Annotated in this window: 5 protein-coding genes; 1 reads left to right on the top strand and 4 read right to left on the bottom strand. The window is 71.3% G+C overall.

What is annotated here, in order from left to right; genetic code table 11:
• The 3 genes from FMP39_RS12485 to FMP39_RS12475 form a co-directional block, all read right to left on the bottom strand.
• Positions 1–5,652, bottom strand: a 5,652-nt coding sequence (locus tag FMP39_RS12485) for a non-ribosomal peptide synthetase (RefSeq protein ID WP_141590129.1), incomplete at its 3' end; no start/stop codon positions are given.
• Positions 5,649–16,985: a non-ribosomal peptide synthetase/type I polyketide synthase gene (locus FMP39_RS12480; RefSeq protein WP_141590128.1), complete on the bottom strand. Its 11,337-nt coding sequence runs from the start codon at positions 16,983–16,985 to the stop codon at positions 5,649–5,651. The genes FMP39_RS12480 and FMP39_RS12485, both read right to left, overlap by 4 nt.
• A 10-nt stretch (positions 16,986–16,995) precedes the next feature.
• Positions 16,996–22,332, bottom strand: a complete 5,337-nt coding sequence (locus tag FMP39_RS12475; protein WP_141590127.1) for a non-ribosomal peptide synthetase — start codon at positions 22,330–22,332, stop codon at positions 16,996–16,998.
• Positions 22,333–22,588: 256 nt separating this feature from the next.
• Between FMP39_RS12475 and FMP39_RS12470 the strand changes: the two genes are divergently transcribed.
• Positions 22,589–23,569, top strand: a complete 981-nt coding sequence (locus FMP39_RS12470; RefSeq protein ID WP_141590126.1) for an aldo/keto reductase — start codon at positions 22,589–22,591, stop codon at positions 23,567–23,569.
• Positions 23,570–23,662: 93 nt separating this feature from the next.
• Here the strand turns inward: FMP39_RS12470 and FMP39_RS12465 are convergent, their stop codons facing one another.
• Entirely contained in the window at positions 23,663–24,916 is a 1,254-nt protein-coding gene (locus tag FMP39_RS12465; protein ID WP_141590125.1) for a DUF4130 domain-containing protein, read from the bottom strand.
• Positions 24,917–24,918: the final 2 nt, after the last annotated feature.

Raw genomic sequence — 24,918 nt, 5'->3', positions numbered from 1 at the left:
CACCGGCACCGGACGCATTCCCTCGTCCAGCACGTACACCCGCGTATTCCCCACCGGCTTCCCAATGGGCACCGTCAACCCCACGTCCTCCTCTGCTGCTACCCGGTGCACTGTCGTGAATGTCGTCCCCTCCGTTGGCCCGTACCCGTTGAGGAGGACGCCTCCACTCCTCACCCGCTCCTTCACCCGCCCCACCGACAGCACGTCTCCTCCCGCCAGCACCTGCCTCACTCCACTCAGCGCTTCCGGCTGGTACGTCTGCATCTGCTCGAAGAGGGCTGCCGTCAGCCACAGCGACGTCACCCCGGCCTCCTTCAGCCTCCGCCCCACCGCCTCCAACTCCAGCGGCCCCTCCGGGTACACCACCAGCTTCCCCCCGTGCAGCAGCGCGCCCCATACCTCCAACGTCGACGCGTCGAAGCCCGTTGGCGCCATTTGCAGCCACACCTCCTCAGGCCCGAAGTCCGCCACGCCGCTTCCCACCACCAGCCGCGTCACCGCACGCTGCGGCACCGCCACCCCCTTCGGCTTCCCCGTGCTTCCCGACGTAAACATCACGTACGCCAGGTTGCCTCCTCCCACTCGGACTCCCGGGTTTGTCTCCGGCTGCCTCGCAATCTGCGTGTCCCACTCCGTGTCCACGCACACCACCAACTCGCCACCCGACGCCACCTCGTCCGCCAGCCGCTCCTGCCCCACCAGCAGCGCCACCCCCGCCTCTCGCTTCATCCACCCCAGCCGCTCCAGCGGGTAGCTCGCGTCCAGCGGCACGTACACGCCCCCAGCCTTCAGAATCCCCAGCGCGCTCACCACCCACTCCAACGAGCGCTCCACGCACAAACCCACTCGTACCTCGGGGCCCACTCCCATCCCCCTCAGGTGGTGCGCCAACTGGTTTGCTCGGCGATTCAACGCCTCGTAACTCACCTGCTCCCCTGCCCACTCCACCGCCATCGCGCCCGGTGTCCTCTCCACCTGTGCTTCAAACAACTCCGCCAGCGACGCCTCCCTCGGGTACTCCTCTCGCCGCCCGCTCCACTCCTCCACCAGGACGCGTCGCTCCTCCACCGACATCAACGACAGCTCAGATAAAGTCCGGTGCTCCGAACGACACAGCTCGCGCAGGAGTTGCCGGGCCTGCGCGACCATCCGCTTCGCCGCCGACGCGTCGAAGCGCCTGGCGTCGTAGGTCAGGCGCAGCTGCCATTCACGCCCGGGGACGGCCATCATCGTCACCGGATGTGAGTCCACCTCGACGATGTACGGGTCGCGAACCACCAGCTCGTCCGACATCGTGGTGAGGCCCGCGTCCCGGGGGTAGTTCTCGAAGACGACCAGGCTCTCGAACAACGCGGGGCCAGGAGGAACCTCACTCCAGCGGCGCACCTCCACCAGAGGCGACGTCTCGTACTGCCTCGCCTCCTGGAGCCAGGCTTGCAGCCCCTTCAGCCAGGGGCCCACGGGGCTCGACGCGGGCAGGCGTACCCGCACGGGGATGGCGTTGATGAACAAGCCCACCATCGCCTCGATGCCGGCAAGCACCGGGGGCCTGCCGGAGACGGTCAACCCGAACAGGACGTCGTCCTCTCCGGTATAGCGCCACAGCAACAGGGCCCAGGCCGCTTGCAACAGCGTGCCTCCCGTGACGCCCTGCTGGCGCGAGAAGGCCTCCAGTGCCGCCGTCTCCTCCGCGCTCATCCGGAGCAGCACTTCCCCCAGGAGCGTCACATCACGCGGCGCCCTTCCGAGCTCCAAGCGGGTAGGCTCCGTGAAGCCCGCCAGCGCGGCGCGCCAGAAGTCCCGCGCGGCGCCCAGGTCCTGACGCCCCAGCCACGCGATGTAGTCGCGGTACGGCCGCACGGCGCTTCGTGCCAGCGTCACGCCTCGCCGCAGCGCCTCATACCGGGTGAGGACCTCCCGCAGCACCACCTGCGTGGACCACCCGTCCAGCAACAGGTGCGTCAGGCTGAACACCACGCGCCACACACGCGCTCCCGTGCGAAGCATCGTCAGCCGGAAGCCGGGCGCGCGGGTGAGCACCAGCCCCCTTCGGCGGTCCTCCTCGAAGAACGCGGCCAGTCGGGCCTTCTGGTCGGCCTCAGACAGGTGACGCAAGTCCTCGACGTCGACGGGAGGCAGCACCTCGCGCATCACCGCCTGGAGCGGCGTGTCCAGCCCCTCCCAGAAGAACGCGGTCCGGAGGATGGCGTACTGATCGGCGGCCTGCCGCCACGCTTCCACGAAGGCCCGCTCATCCAGTGGGCCTTCGAGCTCGAAGGAGATCTGATTGAAATACGGCTGGGTCTCGCTCTCCTGGAGATGGGAGATCAAGATTCCATGCTGGAGCGGTGACAGCGGGTAAAGGTCCTCGATGTCTTCCAGGTGGTAACCGTGCGCGGCCAGCCTCTTGGAGAACGCCTCCAGGCCGTCCGGGGAGAGACCCGACAACGGAAAGCCGGAAGCGGGCCCGGACGGAGGCTCCTCCGTGAGCTCGGGTTCAACGGTGGGAGCATCCCCCGCCACCGCCGCCAGCCCCGCCACGGTCGGGTGGTCGAAGAGCTGCTTCATCCGGAGGTGCAGCCCCGCCTGCTCAGCCCGCGAGATGACCTGGATGGCGATGATGGAGTCGCCCCCCAGCTCGAAGAAGTTCTCGTGGATGTCCACTCGCGGCCGGTCGAGCACCTGCGCCCAGATGGCCGTGAGTGTCTCTTCCTTCGCGTTGCGCGGCCCCTCGAAGACTCGCGCTGCTTCTTCGGGCAGCGCTGGCGGCGGCAGCGCGCGCCAGTCCACCTTGCCATTGGGTGTCAGCGGCAGGGCGTCCAGCACCATCAGCGCCGACGGCACCATGTGCCCAGGAAGCCGCTGCTGGAGGAACGCGCGCAGCGCCGCCGTGTCAGGCGCTGGCTGCGAGGTGGGCGTGGCATACGCCACCAGTCGCTTGTTTCCGGGCACGTCTTCGCGCGCCACCACCACCGCATCCCGGACCTCGGGATGCGCTCTGAGCACCGTCGCCACTTCCCCAGGCTCCACGCGGAAGCCCCGCACCTTCACCTGGAAGTCGACTCGGCCGATGAACTCCAAACGCCCGTCCGCCAGCCACCGCACCTTGTCTCCCGTGCGGTACATCCTGGCGCCAGGCTCCCCGCCGTACGGGTCCGGCACGTACCGCTCCGCCGTCAGCTCCGGATGCCCCAGGTACCCTCGCGTCACCTGGGCGCCTCCCGCGTACAGCTCCCCCGCCACTCCCACCGGCACGGGCCGCAGGCTCCCATCCAGCACGTACACCCGCGTGTTGCCCATCGGCCGCCCCAGCGGCACCACCACCGGCGACGTCGGCCGACGCGGCAGCTCCACGCGCCCCGCCAACACGCCCACCGTCGCCTCCGTCGGGCCGTAGTGGTTGTACACCTCGCACCCGGGCGCCAGCGCATGCACCTGCTCCAGTAGGCTCCATGACGCCGCCTCCCCGCCCACCACCAGCCGCTTCCTCGGCAGCACCAGCCCCGGCTCCGCGCCGCTCATCAGCGCCGCGAGGTGCGAGGGCACCAGCTTCACGCAGTCCACCCCATGCCGGGCGAAGTACTCCGCCACGCCCGACGGACTGCTCGCTCGCTCCTGCGTCAACACATGCAGCAGCCCTCCGGTGCACAGCGCCGGGAACAACACCGTGTTCCCCAGGTCCGCCGCCACCGTCGACACCAGCGCGAAGCTGGCGCAGTCGGCCAAACCCAACCTCTCAATGGCCGCCTGCACATAATTCGCCAACTGCCCGTGTGTGACCGCCACCCCCTTTGGCCGCCCGGTACTGCCTGACGTGAACAGCACGTACGCCAACTGCTCCGGGTGCACCGTCACGAGCGGCGGTGCCGCTGAAGGCCACTGCTCCAGCAGCGCGGCCTCTCCATCCACCACCACCCGGCGCGCGCGAGTCCCTTCGAAGATCGCGGCGTAGCGCGCCTGCGTCACCACCACCGGCGCGCCGACTTCTTCCACCAGCATCCGCAGCCGGGACTCTGGCTGCGAGGGGTCCAGCGGCACATAGGCGCCCCCTGCCTTCAGGATGCCGAGCATCCCCACCACCCACTCCACACCTCGCTCCAGGCACAGCGCCACGGGCACGTCCGCCCCCACGCCTTGCCCTCTCAACTGGTGCGCGAGCTGATTGGCACATGCGTCCAGCGCCCCGTACGTCACCTCCTTCTCCTCGCACCGGACCGCTGGCGCGTCCGCGTTGCGTGCGACCTGCGCCAGGAAGCGCTCCTGCACGCTGCCCCAGGGTGTGAAGCCGGTGCTCGTGTCGTTCCACGCCACGAGCACCTGGTGACGCTCGGCTTCGGAGAGCAGAGACAGCGTCCCCAGAGCACCGTCCGGCCTTGCCGCCATCGCCTCCAGCACGAGGCGAATTCGTTCGAGCTGTCCATCCGCGAAGGCCGCGGAGAAGCGTGCACGGTCGTACCGCAAGCACAGCGGAAGCTGGGAGCCGTTCGTCGAGATGAGCGTCAGCGGGAAGTGGTCCGCCTCGACCGCGCGAATATCCCGCACCGCCAAGGCCCTGGCGGAGGACGTGAGCTCGGCATCCAGCGGATAGTTCTCGAAGACGACCAGCGTCTCGAAGAGCGAGGTGCCAGCGGGCACCCCGCTCCAGCGCTGGACCTTCACCAGCGGCGCGTGCTCGTGCTGCCGCGCCTCCACCTGCATCTCCTGGATTTGCCGCAGCCAGGGCCCGAACGATGCACCGGGAGGCAACCGCACGCGCACGGGCTGGGTATTGATGAACAGCCCGACCATGTCCTCCACGCCCGCAAGTCCCGGGGGACGTCCGGAGACAGTGGTGCCGAAGACGACATCGTCCGCCCCGCACAGGTGACCGAGCACCAAGGCCCAGGCCCCCTGCACCAGGGTGTGCAACGTGAGCCCCTGCCTTCGCGCGAAGCGGCTCAGCTCCGAGGTGAGCGCCTCCGACAGGAACAGCTCCCGCGAGGCCTTGCCCTTCCCTTCCCCCCCACCGGGTTCGACGCGAGGATTCGTGGGCGCGTCGAAGCCTTCGAGCGCCTGCCGCCAGAACGACTCGGACACTGCCAGGTTCTGTTCGCCCAGCCACCCGATGTAGTCCCGATACGGCCGAGGCGCCGCGATGCGAGGCTGCTTCCCCGCGCACGCGCCCTCGTACAGGGCGAGGACGTCGCGGATCACCAGCGGCACGGACCAGCCGTCCAGGATCAGGTGGGAGTGGCTGAAGACGAAGCGATGCGCGTCTTCGCCGACGCGCAGCAGCGCCAGGCGCACCAACGGCGCCCAGGACAGGTCGAAGCCCTCGCGACGGTCCTGTGCCAGCAAGGCTTCCAGCCGGGACTCGCGTGCTTCGGGCGACAGGTCGCGCCAGTCCTCGATGCGGACCGGCAGGTCCACCTCGCGCAAAACGACCTGCATCGGCTCGTCCACGTCATCCCAGACGAACGCCGTGCGCAGCACCGGGTGCGCCGCGACGACCGTGTTCCACGCCTGGGTGAAGCGCTCCACGTCCAGGTGGCCGCGCAGCTCGCAGACGAGCTGGTTGAAGTACAGCCCCCGGCCGGGCTCTGCGATGGCATGGAACAGCATGCCGCCCTGCAACGGCGACAGGGGGTACAGGTCCTCGATGTTGTCGCTCATCGCGTCTTCTTTCCAAACCGTGCGGACAGCTTGTCGAGCTGCGCCTGTTTCACCTTCGCGAGCGGAAAGTCCGAGGGCGAGTGCCCTCCCGCATCCGGCGCGCGCGATGCGTGCACCAGCGCCTGGAGGCGCGCGAGGAAGTCCTCGGCGACACGCGTCACCGTCTCACAGCGGTGCACCGCCTCGCTGAACGTCCAGAGGACCACCAGTCGCCCGTCACGCACCATTCCCGTCACATCGAGCAGGTATGGCCGCCGCGCGCTCGGGGCTCGCTGCCGCAGGGCCGCCGCCTCGGGGGCGAGCACGAAGGGAGCCCCCTCGCCCACGACGCCATCGAGCTGCCCCAGGTGGTTGAAGCCCACCTCCGCCAACGGCAAGGCCGCCAGCGCCGCGTCCCTCGACACGTAACGGAGCAGCCCCCACCCCATGCCTCGTGACGGTACGGCGCGCAGCCCCTCCTTCACGGCGCGAAGTGCCTCGCCCGGCCCCGTCGTCCCCCTCAGGTCCAGCAGCGCGGGAAACACCCGGGTGAACCAGCCCACCGTGCGAGAGACGTCCACGCCCGGAAGCACCTCTTCCCGTCCGTGCCCCTCCACGTCCACCAGCACGACGGCCCCTCCCGCCCACGCGGTCAGTGCCTGCGCCAGCGCCGTCAGCAGGGGATCCTGAGGCTGCGTGTGCCAGGCCTTCGGGACATCCTGCAGCAACGCGCGCGTCTGCTCTGGCTCCAGCGTCACCTGTACCGTGCTCGCGGTGGCCTCCGTGTTGAGGCCCCCCGTGAAGTCCACGGGCAGCCGGGAGGCCTCGCGCCAGGGCCGCTCCAGCCACCAGTCCCGCTCCGCCGTCAGCGCCGGCGAGCGCGCCAGCGCCTCCAAGCCACGGGCCCACGCCTGGAACGACGTCGTCTTCGGGGGCAGCACCACGGCGTCCCCCGCCGCGAGCCTTGTGTACGCCGTCGCCAGGTCCTCCAGGAGGATGCGCCAAGACACCGCGTCCACCACGAGGTGATGCACCGCCAGCATCAGCCGCGTGGGATGGCCCGCGCCCCACTCCAGTAACACCGCCTGGACGAGCGGCCCTTCCAGCCGCAGCGCGCGTTGCGCCGCCTCCGCGTGCCGCGACAGCGCCGAGGGGCGCTCCGCCTCCGGCACGGCGGATAGGTCCGCGCGCGCCACCGTGACGCGCGCGCCTGGCTCGCAGATGGCCTGGTGCCAGCCGTCCTCCCCGCCCGCGAAGCTCGACCGGAGCGCGTCATGATGCGCCAGCAGGTGCGCCAGCGCGCGCTCCAGCAAGGCGGCGTCCAGGGAGGCTCTCGCCTCCAGCAGCAAGGACATGTTCCAGTGGTGTGGCGCCTCCAGTCCCAGCTCGAAGAACCAGTGCTGGATGGGCGTCAGCGCCACCGGCCCTACGACGGGGCCTTGCTCGGCCTGCACCGCCAGACGCGTTCCCGCGACCGAGGCGAGCCGCGCCACCGTCGGGTTCTGGAAGAGCTGCTTCGGGGACAGCTCGATGCCCTGCGCGCGCGCACGGGTGACAATCTGCAGTCCCAGGATGGAGTCGCCCCCCAGCTCGAAGAAGTCGTCGTGGATGCCCACGCGTTCGACGCCCAGCACCTCCCGCCAGAGCGACACCAGCGTGGCTTCCACCTCCGAATGAGGAGCGGCCGGCGCCGCCGCGGAGGCCGGGTCCGGCGTGGGCAACGCCCGGCGGTCCACCTTGCCGTGCCGCGTGCGCGGCAGCGCGTCCATCGCGACGAAGGCCGCGGGGACCATGTACGGCGGCAGGCGCGAACGCACCCACTCCTTCAGGGCCTGTGCGTCTGGTTTCTCACCTGGCCCCTCCGTCGCGAGCACCCCGTAGGCGACCAGGCGCTTCGGCCCCTTCCCATCCTCACGCGCGACGACGACGGCCTCCTTCACCGCCGGATGCGCGAGCAGCGCGGCTTCGACCTCACCCGGCTCGATGCGGAAGCCCCGCACCTTCACCTGATGGTCCACGCGGCCGATGAACTCCAGCGTCCCGTCCGCCCGCCAGCGTGCCACGTCGCCCGTGCGGTACATGCGCGCGCCCAAGCGGCCGTCGAAGGGGTCTGTCACGAAGCGCTCGGACGTGAGCCCAGGCTGGCCCAGGTAGCCTCGCGCCACGCCTGCGCCGCCCACGTACAGCTCGCCCGGTGCCCCCCGCGGCACCAGCCTGCGGTGCGCGTCCAGCAGGTACACGCGGGCCCCAGGCACCACACGCCCGATGGGCACGCGCCCCTCTTCGTCCACACGCACCCGGTGCACCGTGCTCCAGATGGTGGCTTCCGTGGGGCCGTACTCGTTGAACAGGGACACCGCGGGCAGTGCCTCATGATGCGCCCGCGTCAACTCCACGGGACACGGCTCACCTCCCACACTCACCGCGCGCAGGCCCCTCAGCCCTCCCACCGGCGCCGCCGCCAATATCTGCCCATAGAGCGAGGGCACGGAGACGAGGTGCGTGACGTGAGAGCGCGCGATCCGCTCGGCGAGCCGGCGCGGGTCCCCATGTTCCTCGGCGTCCGGGTAGCGCAGCGTGCCGCCTCCGAACAAGGACCACAGCAGTCCCGCGAGCGAGGCGTCGAAGGTGAAAGGTGCCAGGGACATCACCACCCCCGGCTCGCCGTACACGTCAGCGCGGGCCTGGGTCGCGGCCACCAGGTGCCGGTGCTCCAGCACCACGCCACGCGGCCGGCCGGTGGAGCCGGAGGTGTAGACGACACACGCCGCATCCGTCCCCTCCAGAAGGCAGCGCACGTCTTCGGACGCCTCGGGCAGGGAATCCAGGGGGATGACCGTCAGCCCCTCGCGCGAGGGAACCCGGGCACGGCACGACTCGGAGGCGACCAGCGCCTGGGCCCGTGTGTCCGCGAGGATGTCGGCCAGACGCTGCGCCGGGTGGTCCACGTCGAGCACCACCACGGCCGCACCCGCCCGGGTCACGCCCATCATCCCCGCGACGACATCCGCCGGCTGCGACACCGCGAGCGCGACGATGTCACCTCGCTTCACGCCTCGCGACACGAGGTGCCGGGCCAGCCGCCCCGACAGCACCTCCACCTCGCGATATGTGAGTGTCCGGACACCATCCTCCACCGCCACCCGGTCCGGCGTCCGTGACACCTGGGCCAGGAACCGCGAAGGCAACGTGTCCGCCAGAAGGTGCCCCGCCGTGGGCGCTGGATTCCACTCCACGAGCAACCGGTTTCGATCCGCGCGGTCCAGCAGGTCGAGCTGGGACAGCCGGACTTCCGGGCTGCCCGCGGCGGCCTCCAGCAAGCGCAGGAGCGAGCCCGACAGCCGGGCGATGGTCTCCGCGTCGAAGAGGCCGGTGTTGTACTCGATGCTGCCTCGCAGCCCCTCGGGCGTCTCGGTGACTTCCAGCGCGAGGTCCAGCTTGGTCGCACCCGCATGCACGGGACGACTGCGGAGCTGGAGCCCGACGAGCGACAACGCCGCGGCGGGCGTGTTGTGCAGAATCAGCATCGTCTGGAAGACGGGCGTGTGGCTGAGGTCGCGCGGCGCGTGCAGCACCTCCAGCAGCTTCTCGAAGGGCACCTCCTGGTGCGCGAACGCGTCCAGCGCCGTCCTTCGCACCCGCCCCAGGACCTCCGCGAACGAGGGGTCGCCGGACAGGTCGGCGCGCAGGGCCATGGAGTTGATGAAGCAGCCAATCAGCGGTTCGACCTCGGGCCGGTCGCGACCCGCCACCGGCGTGCCCACCGCGAAGTCATCCTGCCCGGTGTACGCATGCAGCAGGACCTGCCACGCGGCCATCAGCACCATGAAGGGGGTGGCGCCCTCCTTCCGCCCCACCGCCACCAGGGCGTCGGTGAGGGACTTCGGAACGGCGAAGGGCAGTTGCTCGCCCTCGTGCGTCTGCAACGGAGGACGCGGACGGTCCACGGGCAGTTGGAGCACGGGGACATCCGCCAGCACGTCGCGCCACCACGCCTGTTCGGCCTTCAGGGCGGCGCCTCGCATCTGCTCCAACTGCCAGAGCGCGTAGTCCGCGTACTGCACCGCCAGCGCGGGCAAGGAGACAGGCCGACCCGTCAGCTCGGCCTCGTACAGCCGAGCCATCTCATGCACCATCACCCCCGCGGACCAGCCATCCGAGATGATGTGGTGCAGCGTGATGAGCAGGACGTGCTCGGTACTCCCTAACCGCAGCAAGGTCGCGCGGAGCAGCGGTCCCCGCTCCAGGTCGAAGGGACGGCGCGCCTCTTCACGTGTCCAGCGGGCGACGTCCGCTGCACTGGCGCCCTCCGCCGCATCCAGGGAGATGGAGACCTCCAGCGACGGCGCGATGGTCTGCACCGCCTCGGTGCCCTCCATGGAGAACGTGGTCCGCAGGGCCTCATGCCGGCGCACCACCGCGTTCAACGCTCGCTCCAGGGCCGCGACATCCAGGGCGCCGCTCACGGTGAACGCGACGGCGTTGTTGTAGGCGACGTTGCCCGGCTCCAGCCGGTCCAGATACCAGAGCCGCTGCTGCGCGAAGGACAGCGGGAGCGGACGGCCACGGGGGACCCGGGTGATGGGCGCGGGTGCCTCGGGCTTCTTCGCCACGCCATCCCGAGCGCCCATCACCTTCGGGGGTGTCGGCCTGCCCTCCGGGACAGGCAGGGCGGGCAACAGCTCCAGCGAGCCATCCCGCTTGCGCCGCGCACGCCGTCCCGTGGCCATCCGCCTCGCGGCATCCGTGCTTCCAGCGAGGATGCGCACGGGGGTGGAGTCCGGCGCGTTCCAGAGCCCGCGAGGCACGCCCGCGCCCTTCATCACCAGCTCACCGATGACGCCCACCGGCACGGGCTGGCCGCGCCCATCCACGACGTCCCAGCGCGAGGCATCTCCTTGCGCGGAGGCGAGCGCCCAGGCACCCAGGCCCAGATGCCGGTGCGCGACACGCCAGGGCATTGCGCGCGCCAGGGATGCCGCCGCTTCTTCGGACGCGCCTTCCAGCCAGACGTGGCGGACGGGCCGGAGCGCCTCCGCCGCGTCGGGGAGCGCCAGCATCGAGCGCGCCAGCGCCGCGGTGCAGTGCAGGTGGGTGATGCCCGCCTCGCGCACGAGCGCCAGCAGGGCCTCCGCCGCACCCGGGCCTTCCCGCAGCGACGGCATGGGGACCGCGAGTCCAGGCTCCGGGGAATGGCGACCGCGCAAGGCGTCGAGGTGCCGCAACCCCTCCAGGGTCGCCTCCACCTCCACGCCGAAGTCCACCAGGCAGGCGATTTCGTCCACGTCGAGTTGCTGGACACGCTCCACCATGGGACCGCAGGAGTCCGGCGTACCGAAGAGGCCGCCGCTCTCCACGTACCGCTCCACGCCGTGCGCCAGCAGCACATCCATGTCCGCGGGCGTCAGCGAACGTGGGTCCATGTCGAGCCCCATGCCGGCCATGAAGCCCGTGGCGATGTCCACGGAGCTGCGGAAGTAGTCGAGCAGCGGCTGACGCGCCCTCCGCCGGACCTCGGCCGGGTCGTCGCCGAGATACGCATGCAGCATCAAGCTCACGTGTCCCCGTCCCGCATGGCCATGTTGCCGCCAGGCGTCGCGGTACAGCGCCACCTTCCCCTCCAGGTCCTCCAGGTGCTGGCCCATCAGGTTGGTGAGCACGTAGGCCCCCAGCTCACCCGCCAGCCGGAAGGTCTCCGGGTTTCCGGCAGCGGTGAGCCAGATGGGGAGCGTCTTCTGCACCGGGCGTGGCCGCAGTGAGAGCGCCACTTCGGCGCCCGCGCCGTTGCGCCGGCGCACCGTCCCGCCTCGCCACAGGGTGCGCACCTCCTCGATGCCGCAGTGCATGACCTCCTTCCGGCGCGCGTACCGGTCCGGCGCGAACACAAAGTCATTCGCGTGCCAACCCGAAGCGAAGGACACGCCCACGCGGCCATCGGACAGGTTGTCCAGCACGGCCCACTCCTCCGCGACGAGGATGGGGTCGTGCAACGGCAGCACCACGCTCCCCGCGCGGATGCCCAGGCGCTGCGTCACCGTGGCCACCCCCGCGCCCACCACCGCCGGCCTCGGGTACAGGCCGCCGAACGCATGGAAATGCCGCTCCGGCGTCCACACCGCGGAGAAGCCATTCGCATCCGCGAACTTCGCGGCGTCCAGCAGCAGGCGGTATTTGCGGCCGCCCAGCGAGTCCTCGTCGTTGGCGAAGAACGACAGGCTGAAGTCCAGGCGCCGTCGAGAAGGCTCCGCGCCAGCCCCCACCGGCGTGAAGCGCGCGCGCTCCGCCGGCAACACCACCCGCAGCCCGCGTGTCAGGGCCCAGAGGACCTCCAGCCCGGTGCCGGGGCCCTGCGGCTCCTCGGCCGCGAGCCAGACGCCTCCCTCCGTGGCGGCCTCCGCGTCCAGACGGCCGAACAGCTCCGCCACGGTGCGGTGTGTGTGGATGGCCTGGAGCTGCTCGCCCCGCGGCCCTGTCCACGGCTCGAGGCAGACCCGCTCCGAGTCAGAAGCCCGCCGCGGCTCCCCTGGGATGCCTCGGACGGAATCTCCTGTCTGCGCGAGCACCGTCTCCACATGGAGGACGCGCGCGGCATCCAGGGACACGCCCGTGCGGACCTTCGCGTGGGTCAACAGCAGCGGAGGCGGCGCGCCTGGAGGCGCGAGGTCCGGCAGCTCCATCAACCGAGGCACGGGCAGCAGGACATAGGCCGCGCCCGTCTCCTGGACCGCCCACTGCGCGACCACGCGCTCCAGCGACGGCTCCAGGCACACCGCCACCAACGCCTCGCGCCCTACGCCACGGTCCGACAGCACAGCGGCCAGACGCCCCACGGCCCCTTGCAACTCGCCCCACGTCACGCCCCGCCCGTCCGGCGCCGTCATCGCCACCTGGGACGCGTCCGTCATGGCACGAGCCCGAAGCAGCGCCGCGATCGGCGTCACCGCCGATGCGGATGTCTCAGGCTCCGAGGCCAGCGCCTGACTGGCCTGTGCGTGCTCCAGCGGCAGCGCGGAGAGGGCCAGGCCGGGCTCCGCCACCGCCGCTTCGAGCAGCGCGGTCCAGTGCGCCACCATCCGCTCCACGGTGTCCCGCTCGAAGCGCTCCTCCGCGTAGTCGACGGTACCGGAGAAGCCGTGCTCGTGCTCACCCAGGCCCACGGACAGGTCCGACAGGACGGTGCCGAACTCAGGTGGACCGTTGTCGAGCTCCGCCAGGCTCATGCGCAGCCCCGGCAGCTCCAGGTTCAGATTGAACCGGCTGTGCAGCACGAACATCGAGTCGAAGACCCGGCCGCGGCCGGTGTCCTTCGCGGGCTCGATTTCCCGCACCAGCGACTCATATGGCACGTCAGGGTGCGCGTAGGCCTCCATCATCACCTCGCGCACGCGCGCCACCAGCTCCTTGAAGGGTGGGTCCCCGGACAGGTCCGTCCGCAACGGGACGGAGTGCGCCACGTAGCCGATCAACGGCTCCAACTCCGGCCGGCTCCGGTTGCCAATGGGCGTCCCCACCACGACGTCATCCCGGCCCGTCCAGCGCGACAGCAGCGCCTTCCAGGATGCCAACAGCACCATGAACGGCGTAGCACCCTCTCGCTGCGCGAACGCCTGAACCGAGGCCGAGAGCGCGCGCGAGAAGCCCACGCGCAAGCACTGGCCACGGAGCGCGGGCCCATCCCCCTTCGGCCGGTCCACCGGCAGCTCGAGCGGACGCGGGAACGCCGCCAGACGCCCGCGCCAGGCCGCGACCTGGGAAGCGAACGCGCCGCTCTTCAGCGCCTGCTGCTGCCAGGCCGCGTAGTCCACGTACTGCACGGGCAAGGTGGACAGCGCCACCGGCCGCCCCTGCATGAAGGCGGTGTAGTGGTCCCCCAGCTCCTTCGCGAGCACGACCAGCGACCAGGTGTCACACACCACGTGGTGCACGGTGACGGCCAGCAGATGCTCCTCCGGCGCCAGCCGCCAGAGCCGAGCGCGGGCGACCGGCCCGTGCTCCAGGTCGAACGGCCGGGCCACCTCGTCGTGCACGCGCGGCTGCCACGCAGCGGGGTCCAGCGGTTCGGCGGCGAGCGGCAGCTTCAGCTCCGGGGCGATGCGGACGCTCGGAGCGCCTTCACCGCGCGGATAGGACGTGCGCAGCGCCTCGTGGCGCTGTGCCACCGCCTCCAGTCCCCGCTCCAGCAGCGCCACGTCCAGCGCGCCATGCAGCCGCAGCACCACATACATGTTCAGCGCCGGGTTACCGGGGAGCGTCTGCTCCAGCGCGCAGATGCGCTCCTGCACCACGGACAGCGGCAACGCGCCATCACGCGGGATGCGGACCAGTCGCGGCAAGACCGGGTCCGCGGACGCCGTCCCCGGCGTGCCCAGCCGCGCCTGGATGCGGGCCGAAATGCCCGCCACCGTGGGCGCATCGAAGACATCACTCAAGGGGAGTGAGACAGGGAATGCCTCCCGCAGGCGGGTCAACAACTGCGCCGCCATCAGCGAGTTGCCACCCAGCTCCAGGAAGTCGTCGTGGATGCCGAAGTCGGTCCGGCCCAGCCGCTCGCGCCAGATGGCCAGGACCTTGCGCTCCACGTCCGTGTGGGCCCCGGCCTGCTCCGCTGGCGCCTCCAGGTGGGGCGCGCTTCCGGCTTCCGCGGGACGCTCCACCACCACCGTGGACGTCTCCGGCCGGGCCACCACCGAGGTGGGCAGCGGGGTCCGGAAGGTCTGCCGCTGGAAGGGATAGGTGGGCAGCGCCACCTTCTGGCGTGACTCGTGCGCATAGACGCGCTGCCAGTCAATGGCGAGCCCCTGCGCCCAGACCGCTCCGAGCGCCTCCATCAACGCAGCGTGTGCATCCAGGGCCGAGCCCGCCCGAGGCAGCGAGGCCACGGCACGTCCTCGGTGCCCTCGCAGCCCCAGCCTCGCCAGGGCGGTCAGCGCCTGGTCCGGGCCGACTTCGATGAAGACGTCGCACCCGTCCGCCTTCAGCGTCTCCAGCCCGTCCCCGAAGCGCACCGGGGCCCGCATCTGGCGCAGCCAGTAATCCGGATCCGTCGCCTCCTCCGGGCGAATCCACGTCCCGGTGACACTGGAGATGTACGGACGCTGGGGCGCGGACAGGCGCAGGCCCGCAACCACTCGCCGCAGCTCCTCCATCACCGGCTCCACCGCCACCGAGTGGAACGCATGCCGCGCGGGCAGCCGCAGCACGCCCACGCCCCGCGCGCTCAGCTCGCGCTCCAACGCCTCCACGTCCTCCGAGGGCCCGGACACCACGCACCGGTCCGGCCCATTCACTGCGGCCAGCGACAACGCCCCCGTCAGCAGCGGACGCACCTCCTCTTCCGCGCAAGCCACCGCCGTCATGCTTCCGGGCGGCATCCGCGCCATCAGGCGGCCTCGCGCCGACACCAGCGCCAGCGCATCCTCCAGCGACAGCACCTCCGCGAGACAGGCCGCCACGTATTCGCCAAAGCTGTGCCCCAGCAGCGCGCGCGGGCGCACACCCCAGGCTTCCCACTGACGCGCCAGCGCGTACTCCACGGCGAACAGGGCGGGCAACGCGATGCCCGGGTCGGCCAACGTCTGCTCCGCGGCGGCCTCGGCTCCAGGCGAGGGAAACAGCACGTCACGCACCGCCGCCCCCAACCGGGCCCCCAGCCCCTCCAGGCAGTCCTCCAGGGCCTCACGGTAGACGGGCTCCGCTGCGTGAAGCGCGCGTCCCATGCCCACCGTCTGCGCGCCCTGGCCCGGGAACAGGAAGGCCACGCCCTGCTCGCGCGCCGCCACGACGTTCTCCACGACCTGGGGCTTCCCCGGGCCGCGCAGCTTCGCCAGCAGCTCCGCGCGGTCCTTCGCCACGAAGGCCCGCCGGTGCTCGAAGGCACGGCGGCCCATGTTGCGCGTGAAGGCCACGTCCTCCAGCGCCACGTCGGTCGGCGCGGCCTCCAGCCAGGCGGCCAGGTCCCGCACCGCGGCGTCCAGGGCCTCCGCCGAGCGGCCCGACAGCGTCACCACCTGGGTGGGCCGGACACTGGGCGAGGCAGGCTCCGGAAGCGGCGCTTCCTCCAGCACCGCGTGCGCGTTCGTCCCTCCAATTCCGAACGAGCTGACGCCCGCGCGGCGAGGCACCGGGCCCCGGGGCCAGGGCCGCAGGCGGTCGACGACGAAGAACGGGCTGTTCGCGAAGTCGATGGCGGGATTCGGCCGCTCGAAATGGAGCGTGGGCGGCAGCTCCTCATGCGCCAGGGCCAGCGTGGCCTTGATGAGCCCCGCCAGACCGGCGGCCGTGTCCAGGTGGCCTACGTTCGGCTTCACCGACCCCAGCGCGCAGTAACCCTTCCGGTCCGTGTGCCGCCGGTACGCACGCGTGAGCGCCGCGACCTCGATGGGGTCTCCCAACGAGGTGCCCGTGCCGTGCGCCTCCACATAGCCAATGTCGCCCGCGTCCAGGCCCGCGAAGGCCAGCGCCTCGCCGATGACGTCCGCCTGCCCCTCCACGCTGGGCGCCGTGTAGCCGACCTTCAGGCTGCCGTCGTTGTTGATGGAGGAGCCGCGGATGACCGCGTACACGCGATCACCGTCCCTGCGCGCGTCCTCCAATGGCTTGAGCACCACCACCGCCACGCCGTTGCCCGGCACTGTTCCCGCCGCGCGCGCGTCGAACGCGCGGCAGTGCCCGTCCGGCGACAGGATCATCCCCTCCTGGAACAGGTAGCCCGAGCGCTGCGGCATCGCCAGGCGCACCGCGCCCGCCAACGCCACGTCCGACTGGCGCATCAGCAGGCTCTGGCAGGCCATGTGGACGGCCACCAGTCCCGTGGAGCAGGCGGTGTAGAGCGACAGGCTTTCGCCCCGCAGGCCCAGCTTGAAGGACGCCCGCGTCGCCAGGTTCTCCGCGGAGGTGCTCATCAGCTCGTAGAACGAGGCCGGGTCCAGATTCCCCTGCCCCAACATCGCCAGGCCGTGCAGGGATGCGCTCGCGCCCGCGTAGAGCGAGATTTTTCCCGCGAAGCGCTCCGGGTCGAGCGCCGCATCCTCCAGCGCCGTCCAGGCACACTCCAGGAACACGCGCTGCTGCGGATCCATCCACTCCGCCTCGCGCGGGGCCATGCCGAAGAAGGCCGCGTCGAAGCGGTCGCCGCCTTCCAGCTCCGCCGCCACCGGCACGAAGTCCGGATGATGGCGCACCGCCTCGGACATCAGCGGAGAAGGCTCCAGCGCCTCGGCGGGCACTCGGGAAATGGACTCCACGCCTTCGCGGAGGTTGCGCCAGAAGGCCCGTGCGTCCGCGCTCCCGGGGAAGCGGCTGGCGATGCCGATGATGGCGATGTCGCTACCCGCGCTGCCGTTGTTCTCGCTCATGGTGTCGTGCTCACTCCTGTCCCCGGGGGTTCCTTCCGCGCCGCTGGAGCGCCTGCCGGCGGGCCTCCGCGCGCGACTGGTGCTTCACGTCAGAGGTGGGCTCGGGGCGTGCCTCGGCCTGCAGCCTGCGGGCGAGTTCGTGGATGGTGGGATGTTCGAAGAAGTGGGTGATGGGGACGTCCTGGCCCAGCGCCTCGCCCAGCCGCGAGCACGCACGCACCGCGGACAGCGAGCTGCCGCCCAGGTCGTCGAAGAAGTGGGCATGCACGTCCACGGCGGGCAGCCCCAGGGCCTCCGCCCAGGCGCGCGCCACGGTCTCTTCCAGCGGCGTGCGAGGCTTGCCCGCTGGTGACACGACGAGCGACGGCCGCGGCAGCGCCCGCACGTCCACCTTGCCCGTGGCCAGCAGCGGGAGCGCCTCCACCGGGACGATGTCGACCGGAATCATGTGCTCGGGGAGCTGCTCGCGCAGCCGCGCCCGGAGCTCTCCCGGTGGAAGGATGTCTCCGGGCGGTGGCACGACGTACGCGACCAGCCGCGGCTCACCGTCCACGGAAGGACGCCACGCGGTGACGTGGGCCTGGCGCATACTGGTCAGCTCGCGCAGCGCCGTCTCCACCTCGCCCGGCTCGATGCGGAAGCCGCGAATCTTCAGTTGCGCGTCCGCGCGCCCCTGGAAGTCCAGCCTTCCATCCGCGCGGCGGCGGGCCATGTCGCCCGTGCGGTAGAGCCGGGCCCCGGGCTCGCCGCCGTGGGGGTCGGGGATGAAGCGCTCGGCCGTGAGGTCCGGCCGGTCCAGATAGCCACGGGCCACCGACGGCCCGCCGACGTACAGCTCGCCCGCGACCCCCACCGGCACCGGCTGGAGCGCCTCGTCGAGCACATAGGTGTCCACGTGGGGCATGGAACGCCCGATGTTGGGCGGCCCCACTTCATCCGGAGCGATGACGCCCCAGGTCGCGCCCACCGTCACCTCGGTCGGGCCATAGCCGTTGTAGAAGGCGCGACCCTCGGCGAAGCGGGCCACGAGGCTCGCCGGACACGCCTCCGCGGCCACCATGAACATCGACAGGTCCGGTAGCGGCCCCTCCGGAAGGAGCGCGGCGACAGGGGGAGGCAGCGTCGCCGAGGTGATGCGCTGCTCGCGCAACATCCGGTACAACGCCTCACCCGCAGGGGGACCACCGGGCGACAGGTGCAGCGCGCCTCCCGAGGCCAGCGCCAGGAAGTAGTCCCACGCCGACATGTCGAACGCGGGCGAGGCGAACTGCAACACCCGCGAGCCGGGCCCGACAGGCAGGTCCGACACCATCGACTCGCACAGGTGCGCGGTGCCGCGGTACGGCACCATCACGCCCTTGGGCTTGCCCGTGCTCCCGGACGTATAGGTGATGTAGGCCGCGCAGTCCGGAGGTGGCTCGCCGGCGTCCCACAGGGACGTGTCCGGCATGTCGTCGCCTTCGCCGTGCGCCTCCCATGGCAGCAGCGTCACCCCTTCGGGCAACGCCAGGCGCTGCGCGTAGCGCTCCTGGGCCAGCAGCACGCGCGCGCCGCAGTCCGCCAGCGTCCACGCCACGCGCGCGGGGGGATACGAAGGCTCCTGGGGCACCACCGTGCCCCCGGCCTTCAAGATCGCGAGGAAGGCGACGACCTGCTCCGGGCTGCCGCGCTCCAGCAGCGTGCCGACACGAACCTCCGGCCCGACACCATGGCGCCGCAGGCGCGCGGCGAGCCGGGCCACCCATGCCGCCAACGCACGATAGGACCAGCTCGCCGCGCCCGCGACGAGCGCAGGCGCCTGCGGCGTCTTCGCGGCCCAGTCCTCGATTCGGTGAACGATGCCGGGCACGGGCGCGCCCCGCGTGTCCTGTGTCCTCCGCCCCAGCGCCAGCAGGGTGCGGCGCTCATCGGGAGCGAACAGGGGCAGGTCACCCAGCGGCACCTCCGGCTGCGCCACGGCGGCATCCAGCAGCGCCCCCAGGTGGCGCGCCATCCGTTCGGCGGTCGTGGCGTCGAAGAGGTCGGCGCAATACTCCAGCCTCGCCACGAAGGTCCCTTCCAGCTCCGCCATCATCAGCGCGAGATCGAAGGCGGCGCCGGGATGGCTCAGGGGGACGGACTCGACGTTCAGGTCATCGCCCAGCCGGGCGCTCGCGCCCGAAGCCCCGACGGCGAACGCGCCCAGGAGCTCGTTCTCGGGACGGGGGGACTGCAGGGCGAACATCGTCTGGAAGATGGGCGCGCGCGATGGGTCTCGCCGCGGCTGGAGCTGCTCGACGAGCCGCGTGAAGGGCAGCTCCTGGTGATCCAGCGCCTCCAGCACGGTGGTCCGGACCTGCGCCACCAGACCCGAGAAAGACAGCGCGCGCGGCACCCGGGCGCGCAGGGCCACGGGGTTGACGAAGTAGCCCACCTGTCGCGACAGGTCCGCTCGCGGGCGGCCCGTGGTCGGCGTACCCACGATGAGGTCCTCCTGCCCCGAGTAGCGCCGCAGGAACGCCAGGTAGCCGGCCAGCAGCACCATGAACGGCGTGGCGCCGTGCGTCCGCGCCAGGGCCTTGAGCCGCGTGGACGTCTCGCGCGGCAGACGGAAGGCCACCTGCGCCCCTCGGAACGACTGGAGCCTGGGTCGAGGGAACGACGTGGGCAGCTCCAACACGGGCAGCTCGCCCCCCAGGCGCTCACGCCACCAGGCCAGGAGCGCTTCGCCCTGCGCTCCCGTGGACCGCCGCGCCAATGACAGGAGGATGGGAACCACCGGTGGCGGCGGTGGCGACAGGCCGGACGGCGTGCCTCGGACTTCCGCTGTGTAGAGCGCGCCCAGTTCCTCCGCGATGACCTCCAATGACCAGAAGTCCGTGACCAGGTGGTGCATGGCGAGCAACAACACGTCCCCGCGTGCCGCACCGGTGTAGAGCCGGGCGCGCACCAGCGGGCCCCGCTCCAGGTCGAAGGCCTCCCGCGCATCCGCCTCGAGCCGCTCACGCAGCGCCTCATCCGCCCAGGTGGACGCCTCCACCCGCGCCAGCTCCGGCGGCGCGACGCAGGTTCTCCTCGCTGGCGCCCCTTGCACCTCGGGGAACGCGGACGACAACGCGGGGTGACGAGCAACGAGCGCGGAGAACGCGCGAGCAAGCGCTCCGGCGTCCACTGGCGTGACGAAGCGCACCGCTTGGGACACGTGGTAGGCCTTGCTGCCCGGAGCCATGCGCTGGAGGAACCACAACGCCTGCTGGCCATCGGAAACGAAGGCCGCGGGGTCGCCGGGCATGACGGCCGGATCCTCGGCTCGCGCCTCGGCGCCCTCGGTCCGGGCCCGCTCGACCCACCGCGCCAGCTCGCGGAGGCTCTGCCCCTGGAGCACTGCCGTGATGGGTGGAGACACGCCCCATGCCTCGTCCACGGCGTGCAACACCTCCAGCGCTCTCAACGAGTCGAGCCCTTGGTGCGTCAGGGGCACATCCACGCTCAGCGCCGGCCCATTCGCGCCAAGCAGTGACGCCAGCCGGGACCGGAGCACCGCGAGCACGTCCGCCGCTTCGGGTGCCGCGTCAGGCCTGATGTCCAAGGACGCCGCCGCGGCGTCCTCCTTCCATGCGTGCACCTCGTCCAGCGCCCCCGCCAGGAACGCCTCACGCGTGGCGCGCCGCTGCACCTTGCCGCTCGACGTCTTCGGCAATGTCCCGGCGGCGATGAGCACCACGGCATGGACGGCCAGGCCATGCGCTTCGCCCAGCGCCGCCCGGATGCTCGCGACGACCTCGGCCGCCGCTTCCGGCGTGGCGACCTTCGCGGCGACCTCCTGCACGATGACCAGCCGCTCTTCGTCACCAGCGTCCACCGCGAACGCGGCACCGCACCCGGGACGCACGCCGGGATGGCAGCGATCCGCGGCGTGCTCCAGGTCCTGCGGGTAGTAGTTGAGGCCGCGCAGCACCAGCACGTCCTTCAAGCGGCCGGTGATGAAGACCTCGCCGCCGTCGATGACCGCCAGGTCTCCGGTACGCAGGTACGGGCCCTCCCCCGAGCCCGCCAGCCGGCCATGGAACGTGCGCTCCGTTTCGTCGGGGCGCTGCCAGTACCCATCCGCCACGCTCGGACCGCGCACCCAGAGCTCACCCACGCGGCCCGGCGCACATGGACGGCTGGTTTCCGGGTCCACCACCCGCACGTCCTGGCCGCCCAGCACCTGCCCGCATCCCACCAGCGCCGTCGCTGGAGCGTCCATCTCGGGGGGCCGCGCCTCGCCGCGCAGCAGGCCGTCACGAGCGAAACGCCGCACCACCGGCACGGCCGAGCGCGTCCCTCCCGAGACAATCAGCGTCCCCTCCGCCAGCCCGTAGCAGGGATAGAAGGCCTCGCGCCGGAAGCCCGCCGGGGCGAACGCCTCCACGAACCGCTCCAACGTGTCCGCGCGTACGGGCTCCGCGCCGCTGAACGCCACCTCCAGGCGGCTCAGGTCCAGCGCCGCGCGCTGTTCGGGCGTGGTCTTGCGCACGCACAAGTCGAACGCGAAGTTGGGCGCGCCGCAGACCGTCGCACCGAAACGCGACATCGCCTCCAGCCACCGCAGCGGGCGCTGGAGGAAGGACATGGGAGGCAGCAGCACCGACGGGATGTCGCGGTACAGCGCCTGGATGAGCCCTCCAATCAGCCCCATGTCGTGATACGGCGGCAGCCAGTGGGCGGCCACCGGGTGGGGGCGGGTGTCGAAGCCCCGGGCAATCAACCACGAGTTGTGCAGCAGATGACGGTGCCGCAGCACCACGCCTCGTGGCGTCCCCGTCGAGCCCGAGGTGTATTGCAGGAACGCCACCGAGTCGCCCCGCAGGACGGGCGCGCGCCAGGCCTCCGCTTCGTGCTGAGACACGGAGTCCGTGGCCAACCAGCGCAACGCCCGCAAGTCGGGCGCCCCTTGCGTGAGGGGCTCCACCATGTCCGCGATGCCAGAAGTCGTCAGCGCTACCCGGGCGCCACAGTCCGCCACCAGCGCCTGGAGCCTGGGCAAGGTGCGGCCCAGCCGCATCGGGTCCGGTGGATAGGCGGGCACCGCCACCACGCCCGCGTAGAGACACGCCAGGAAGCCCAACGTGTAGTCGCGGCCCGGCGGGTACAACAGCAACGCGCGCTCACCGGGCGCCAGGTGTCGTTGTAGCAGCGCCGCCACCGCGCGGGCGCTCGCGTCCAACGCCGCGTAGGAGAGGGTCTGCTCCCCCGCATCGTCGAGAAACGTATAAATCCAGTCGTCTGGCTGCGCGGCGGCGCGAGCCCGACACATTTCCACGAGGGTGACATCCTCTGGGCAGACGAATTCGGAGGCGGGGTCGGCGCGGGTCGGAAGATGCATGTCGAGAGTCCCGAAGCACTGCCTGGAGGCACCGCCCGGAACGCCGCCTCACATCCCCTGCTGGAAGCACGAGGGGCACGCTCCGCATTGCTCCGAACAGCGCCCCTTGGATTCCGGCTCTTTCTACCGGATTCCAAGTAACCAGAAAAGGCCCGGTACGCGCGCGCCTCGGTCTTCCACGGTATGAGCCATGACACGCCCAGTGACACAACGAGGCGTGCCGCCATCCACGCTGAATGAATGAGGAACCAACGGAATGAAATACACCAACCTCGGACGCACGGGTCTTCGTGTGTCTCGTCTCGGCCTGGGCTGCATGAGCTACGGCACGCCCAAGTGGCGCCCCTGGGTGCTGGATGAAGAAGCCGCGCAGCCGTTCTTCCGCCGGGCGGTGGAGCTGGGCATCAACTTCTTCGACACCGCGGACATGTATTCACTGGGCGCGAGCGAGGAAATCACGGGCCGTGCCCTTCGCCGTTACGCGCGCATGGACGAGGTGGTGCTGGCCACCAAGGTCTACTTCCCCATGGGGGACGGGCAGAACATGCGGGGCCTGTCGCGCAAGCACATCGTCCAGGGCTGCGAGGCCAGCCTGAAGCGGCTGGGCGTGGAGGCCATCGACCTCTACCAGATTCACCGGATGGACCCGAACACGCCGCTGGAGGAGACGCTGGCCGCCCTGGACCAGCTCGTGCGCCAGGGCAAGGTGCGCTACCTGGGCGCGTCCTCCGCGTATGCGTGGCAGTTCGCGCGGGCGCTGGGGATCGCGGACCTGCGCGGCTGGACGCGCTTCGTGTCCATGCAGGGCCACTACAACCTCGTCTACCGCGAGGAGGAGCGGGAGATGCTGCCCCTGTGCGAAGCCGAGGGCATTGGCGTCATCCCCTGGTCGCCGCTGGCCCGCGGCCTGCTCGCGGGCTCTCGCAAGTCGCTGAAGGACCGGGACGCCACCACGCGGGCGAAGTCGGACACGCTGTCCCCCATGCTCTATGACCAGGCCGGTGACTGGGACGTGGCGGAAGCGAACCGGAGCGTCGCGGAGAAGCGCAACGTGCCGCCCGCGCAGACGGCCCTGGCCTGGCTCCTCTCGCGCCCCGCGGTGACGGCGCCCATCATCGGCGCCACGAAGCTGGAGCACCTGGAGGACGCGGTGCGCGCGGTGGACCTCAAGCTGACCGCCGACGAAGTGAAGGCCTTGGAGGCCCCCTACCAGCCTCACGCCGTGCGCGGACTCTGAGCGCACGGCCGCGTCGACGGGGCGCTGACACCGGCGAACCTGTCACGGCGCAAGCCTCCTGCGCTCCGGCGAGATGCACCCGGGCCCGCGGCGTCATGGACCCTCCATGCGCCGGGCCCGCGCTTCACCCGTGAGCCGCTGCCGCAGCCACGCCGCCGCCGACCGGAGATCCGCTTCGAAGTGGATGCGCGCCTCCGCCCGCGCCCGGCCTTCTGGAAGCCGCAGCACCGCTTCGGGGTCAAACGTGGCCATCCAGCCCTCCGCCCACCGCGTGTCCAGCAACTGCCCCCGGCTCAGGTGCATGCGGAACCCCACACCCAGGAAGGCCTGCGCCGCCACGGGCCCCAGCGCGATGATCATCCGCGGGCGGACCTCCGCCACCACGCCCTCCAGCCCATGACGGCAGGTGCGCCCTTCCCCCCGCGCCGTCGGAGGGAGCCCCCCGGGCCGAGAGCGGCATCCGTCCCCGCACGGCCGCACCACCCGGCGACTGGAACGCGTGAGCCCCGCGCGGCCCAACACGACCTCCAGGAGCGCTCCCGCGGAACCCGCGAATGGCGGCTCCGCGATGTCCACGGGGGATGCCCCCACCAGCAGCAAGGACGCGCGCTCCGCGTCCGCCCGTGGTGGGGGCGAATGGGACGCCGCCAACCCTACCCGGGCGCGTGCCCACTCCGGCAGCGCCCCGCCCTCCTCGAAGGTCAACCGCTCCCGGTCCCAATGCGCCCAGGTGTCCGGCGTGAACAGGCTCCAGGAGAAGTGCGGGAAGCGGCGCACGAGGAACGGCGCCACGTCCCGGACGATGAGGTGTTCGGGCCGGTACCACGCGACATGGTGTTCGCGCCCGTCCCGCCACACCCGGCGGAAGCGCAAGGCCGCCATCAGCGCCTGCGTGTCCCGCCGCACCGCCTGCTCCAGCCACCGCAGCCGCCGCACGTCCGCGTCGTCGTGACACTCCAGCAGCGCCGGCTCTCCATGGGTCAGCCGCCACAGCACGCGGTACAGCAGCGCCCAGCGCGCCGGCTCCCGGTGGCACACCACCTTCTGCGCCAGCCCCACGAAGTCCCGAGGCACCCCGGACGCGGCGCGCCCCCAGGCCTCCCAGCGCGCGGCCTCCATCCACAGGCCCTGGCGTCCACGCGTTTCCTCGAAGTGCACCCGCTCTGGAGGTTCGCCCCGCGCTAGCAGCCCCCGCGCCACCACCCGGAAGGACGCCAGGTCCGGCGCCACGAAGACCCGCGTCAGCCCACCGTCCCGGTGTCTAGCCGCGAGCCGTTCCCCCTGCGCGCCCCGGACCTGCGACCACCGGGCACCGATGACAGGCCTCAACTCCTGATGGACGTCCATCC

Origin of the sequence: Myxococcus sp. AB056, from assembly GCF_006547365.1 — a bacterium.
GTDB classification, from domain to species: Bacteria; Myxococcota; Myxococcia; order Myxococcales; family Myxococcaceae; genus Myxococcus; species Myxococcus virescens.
This window is presented reverse-complemented; position numbering and strand designations above follow the sequence as displayed.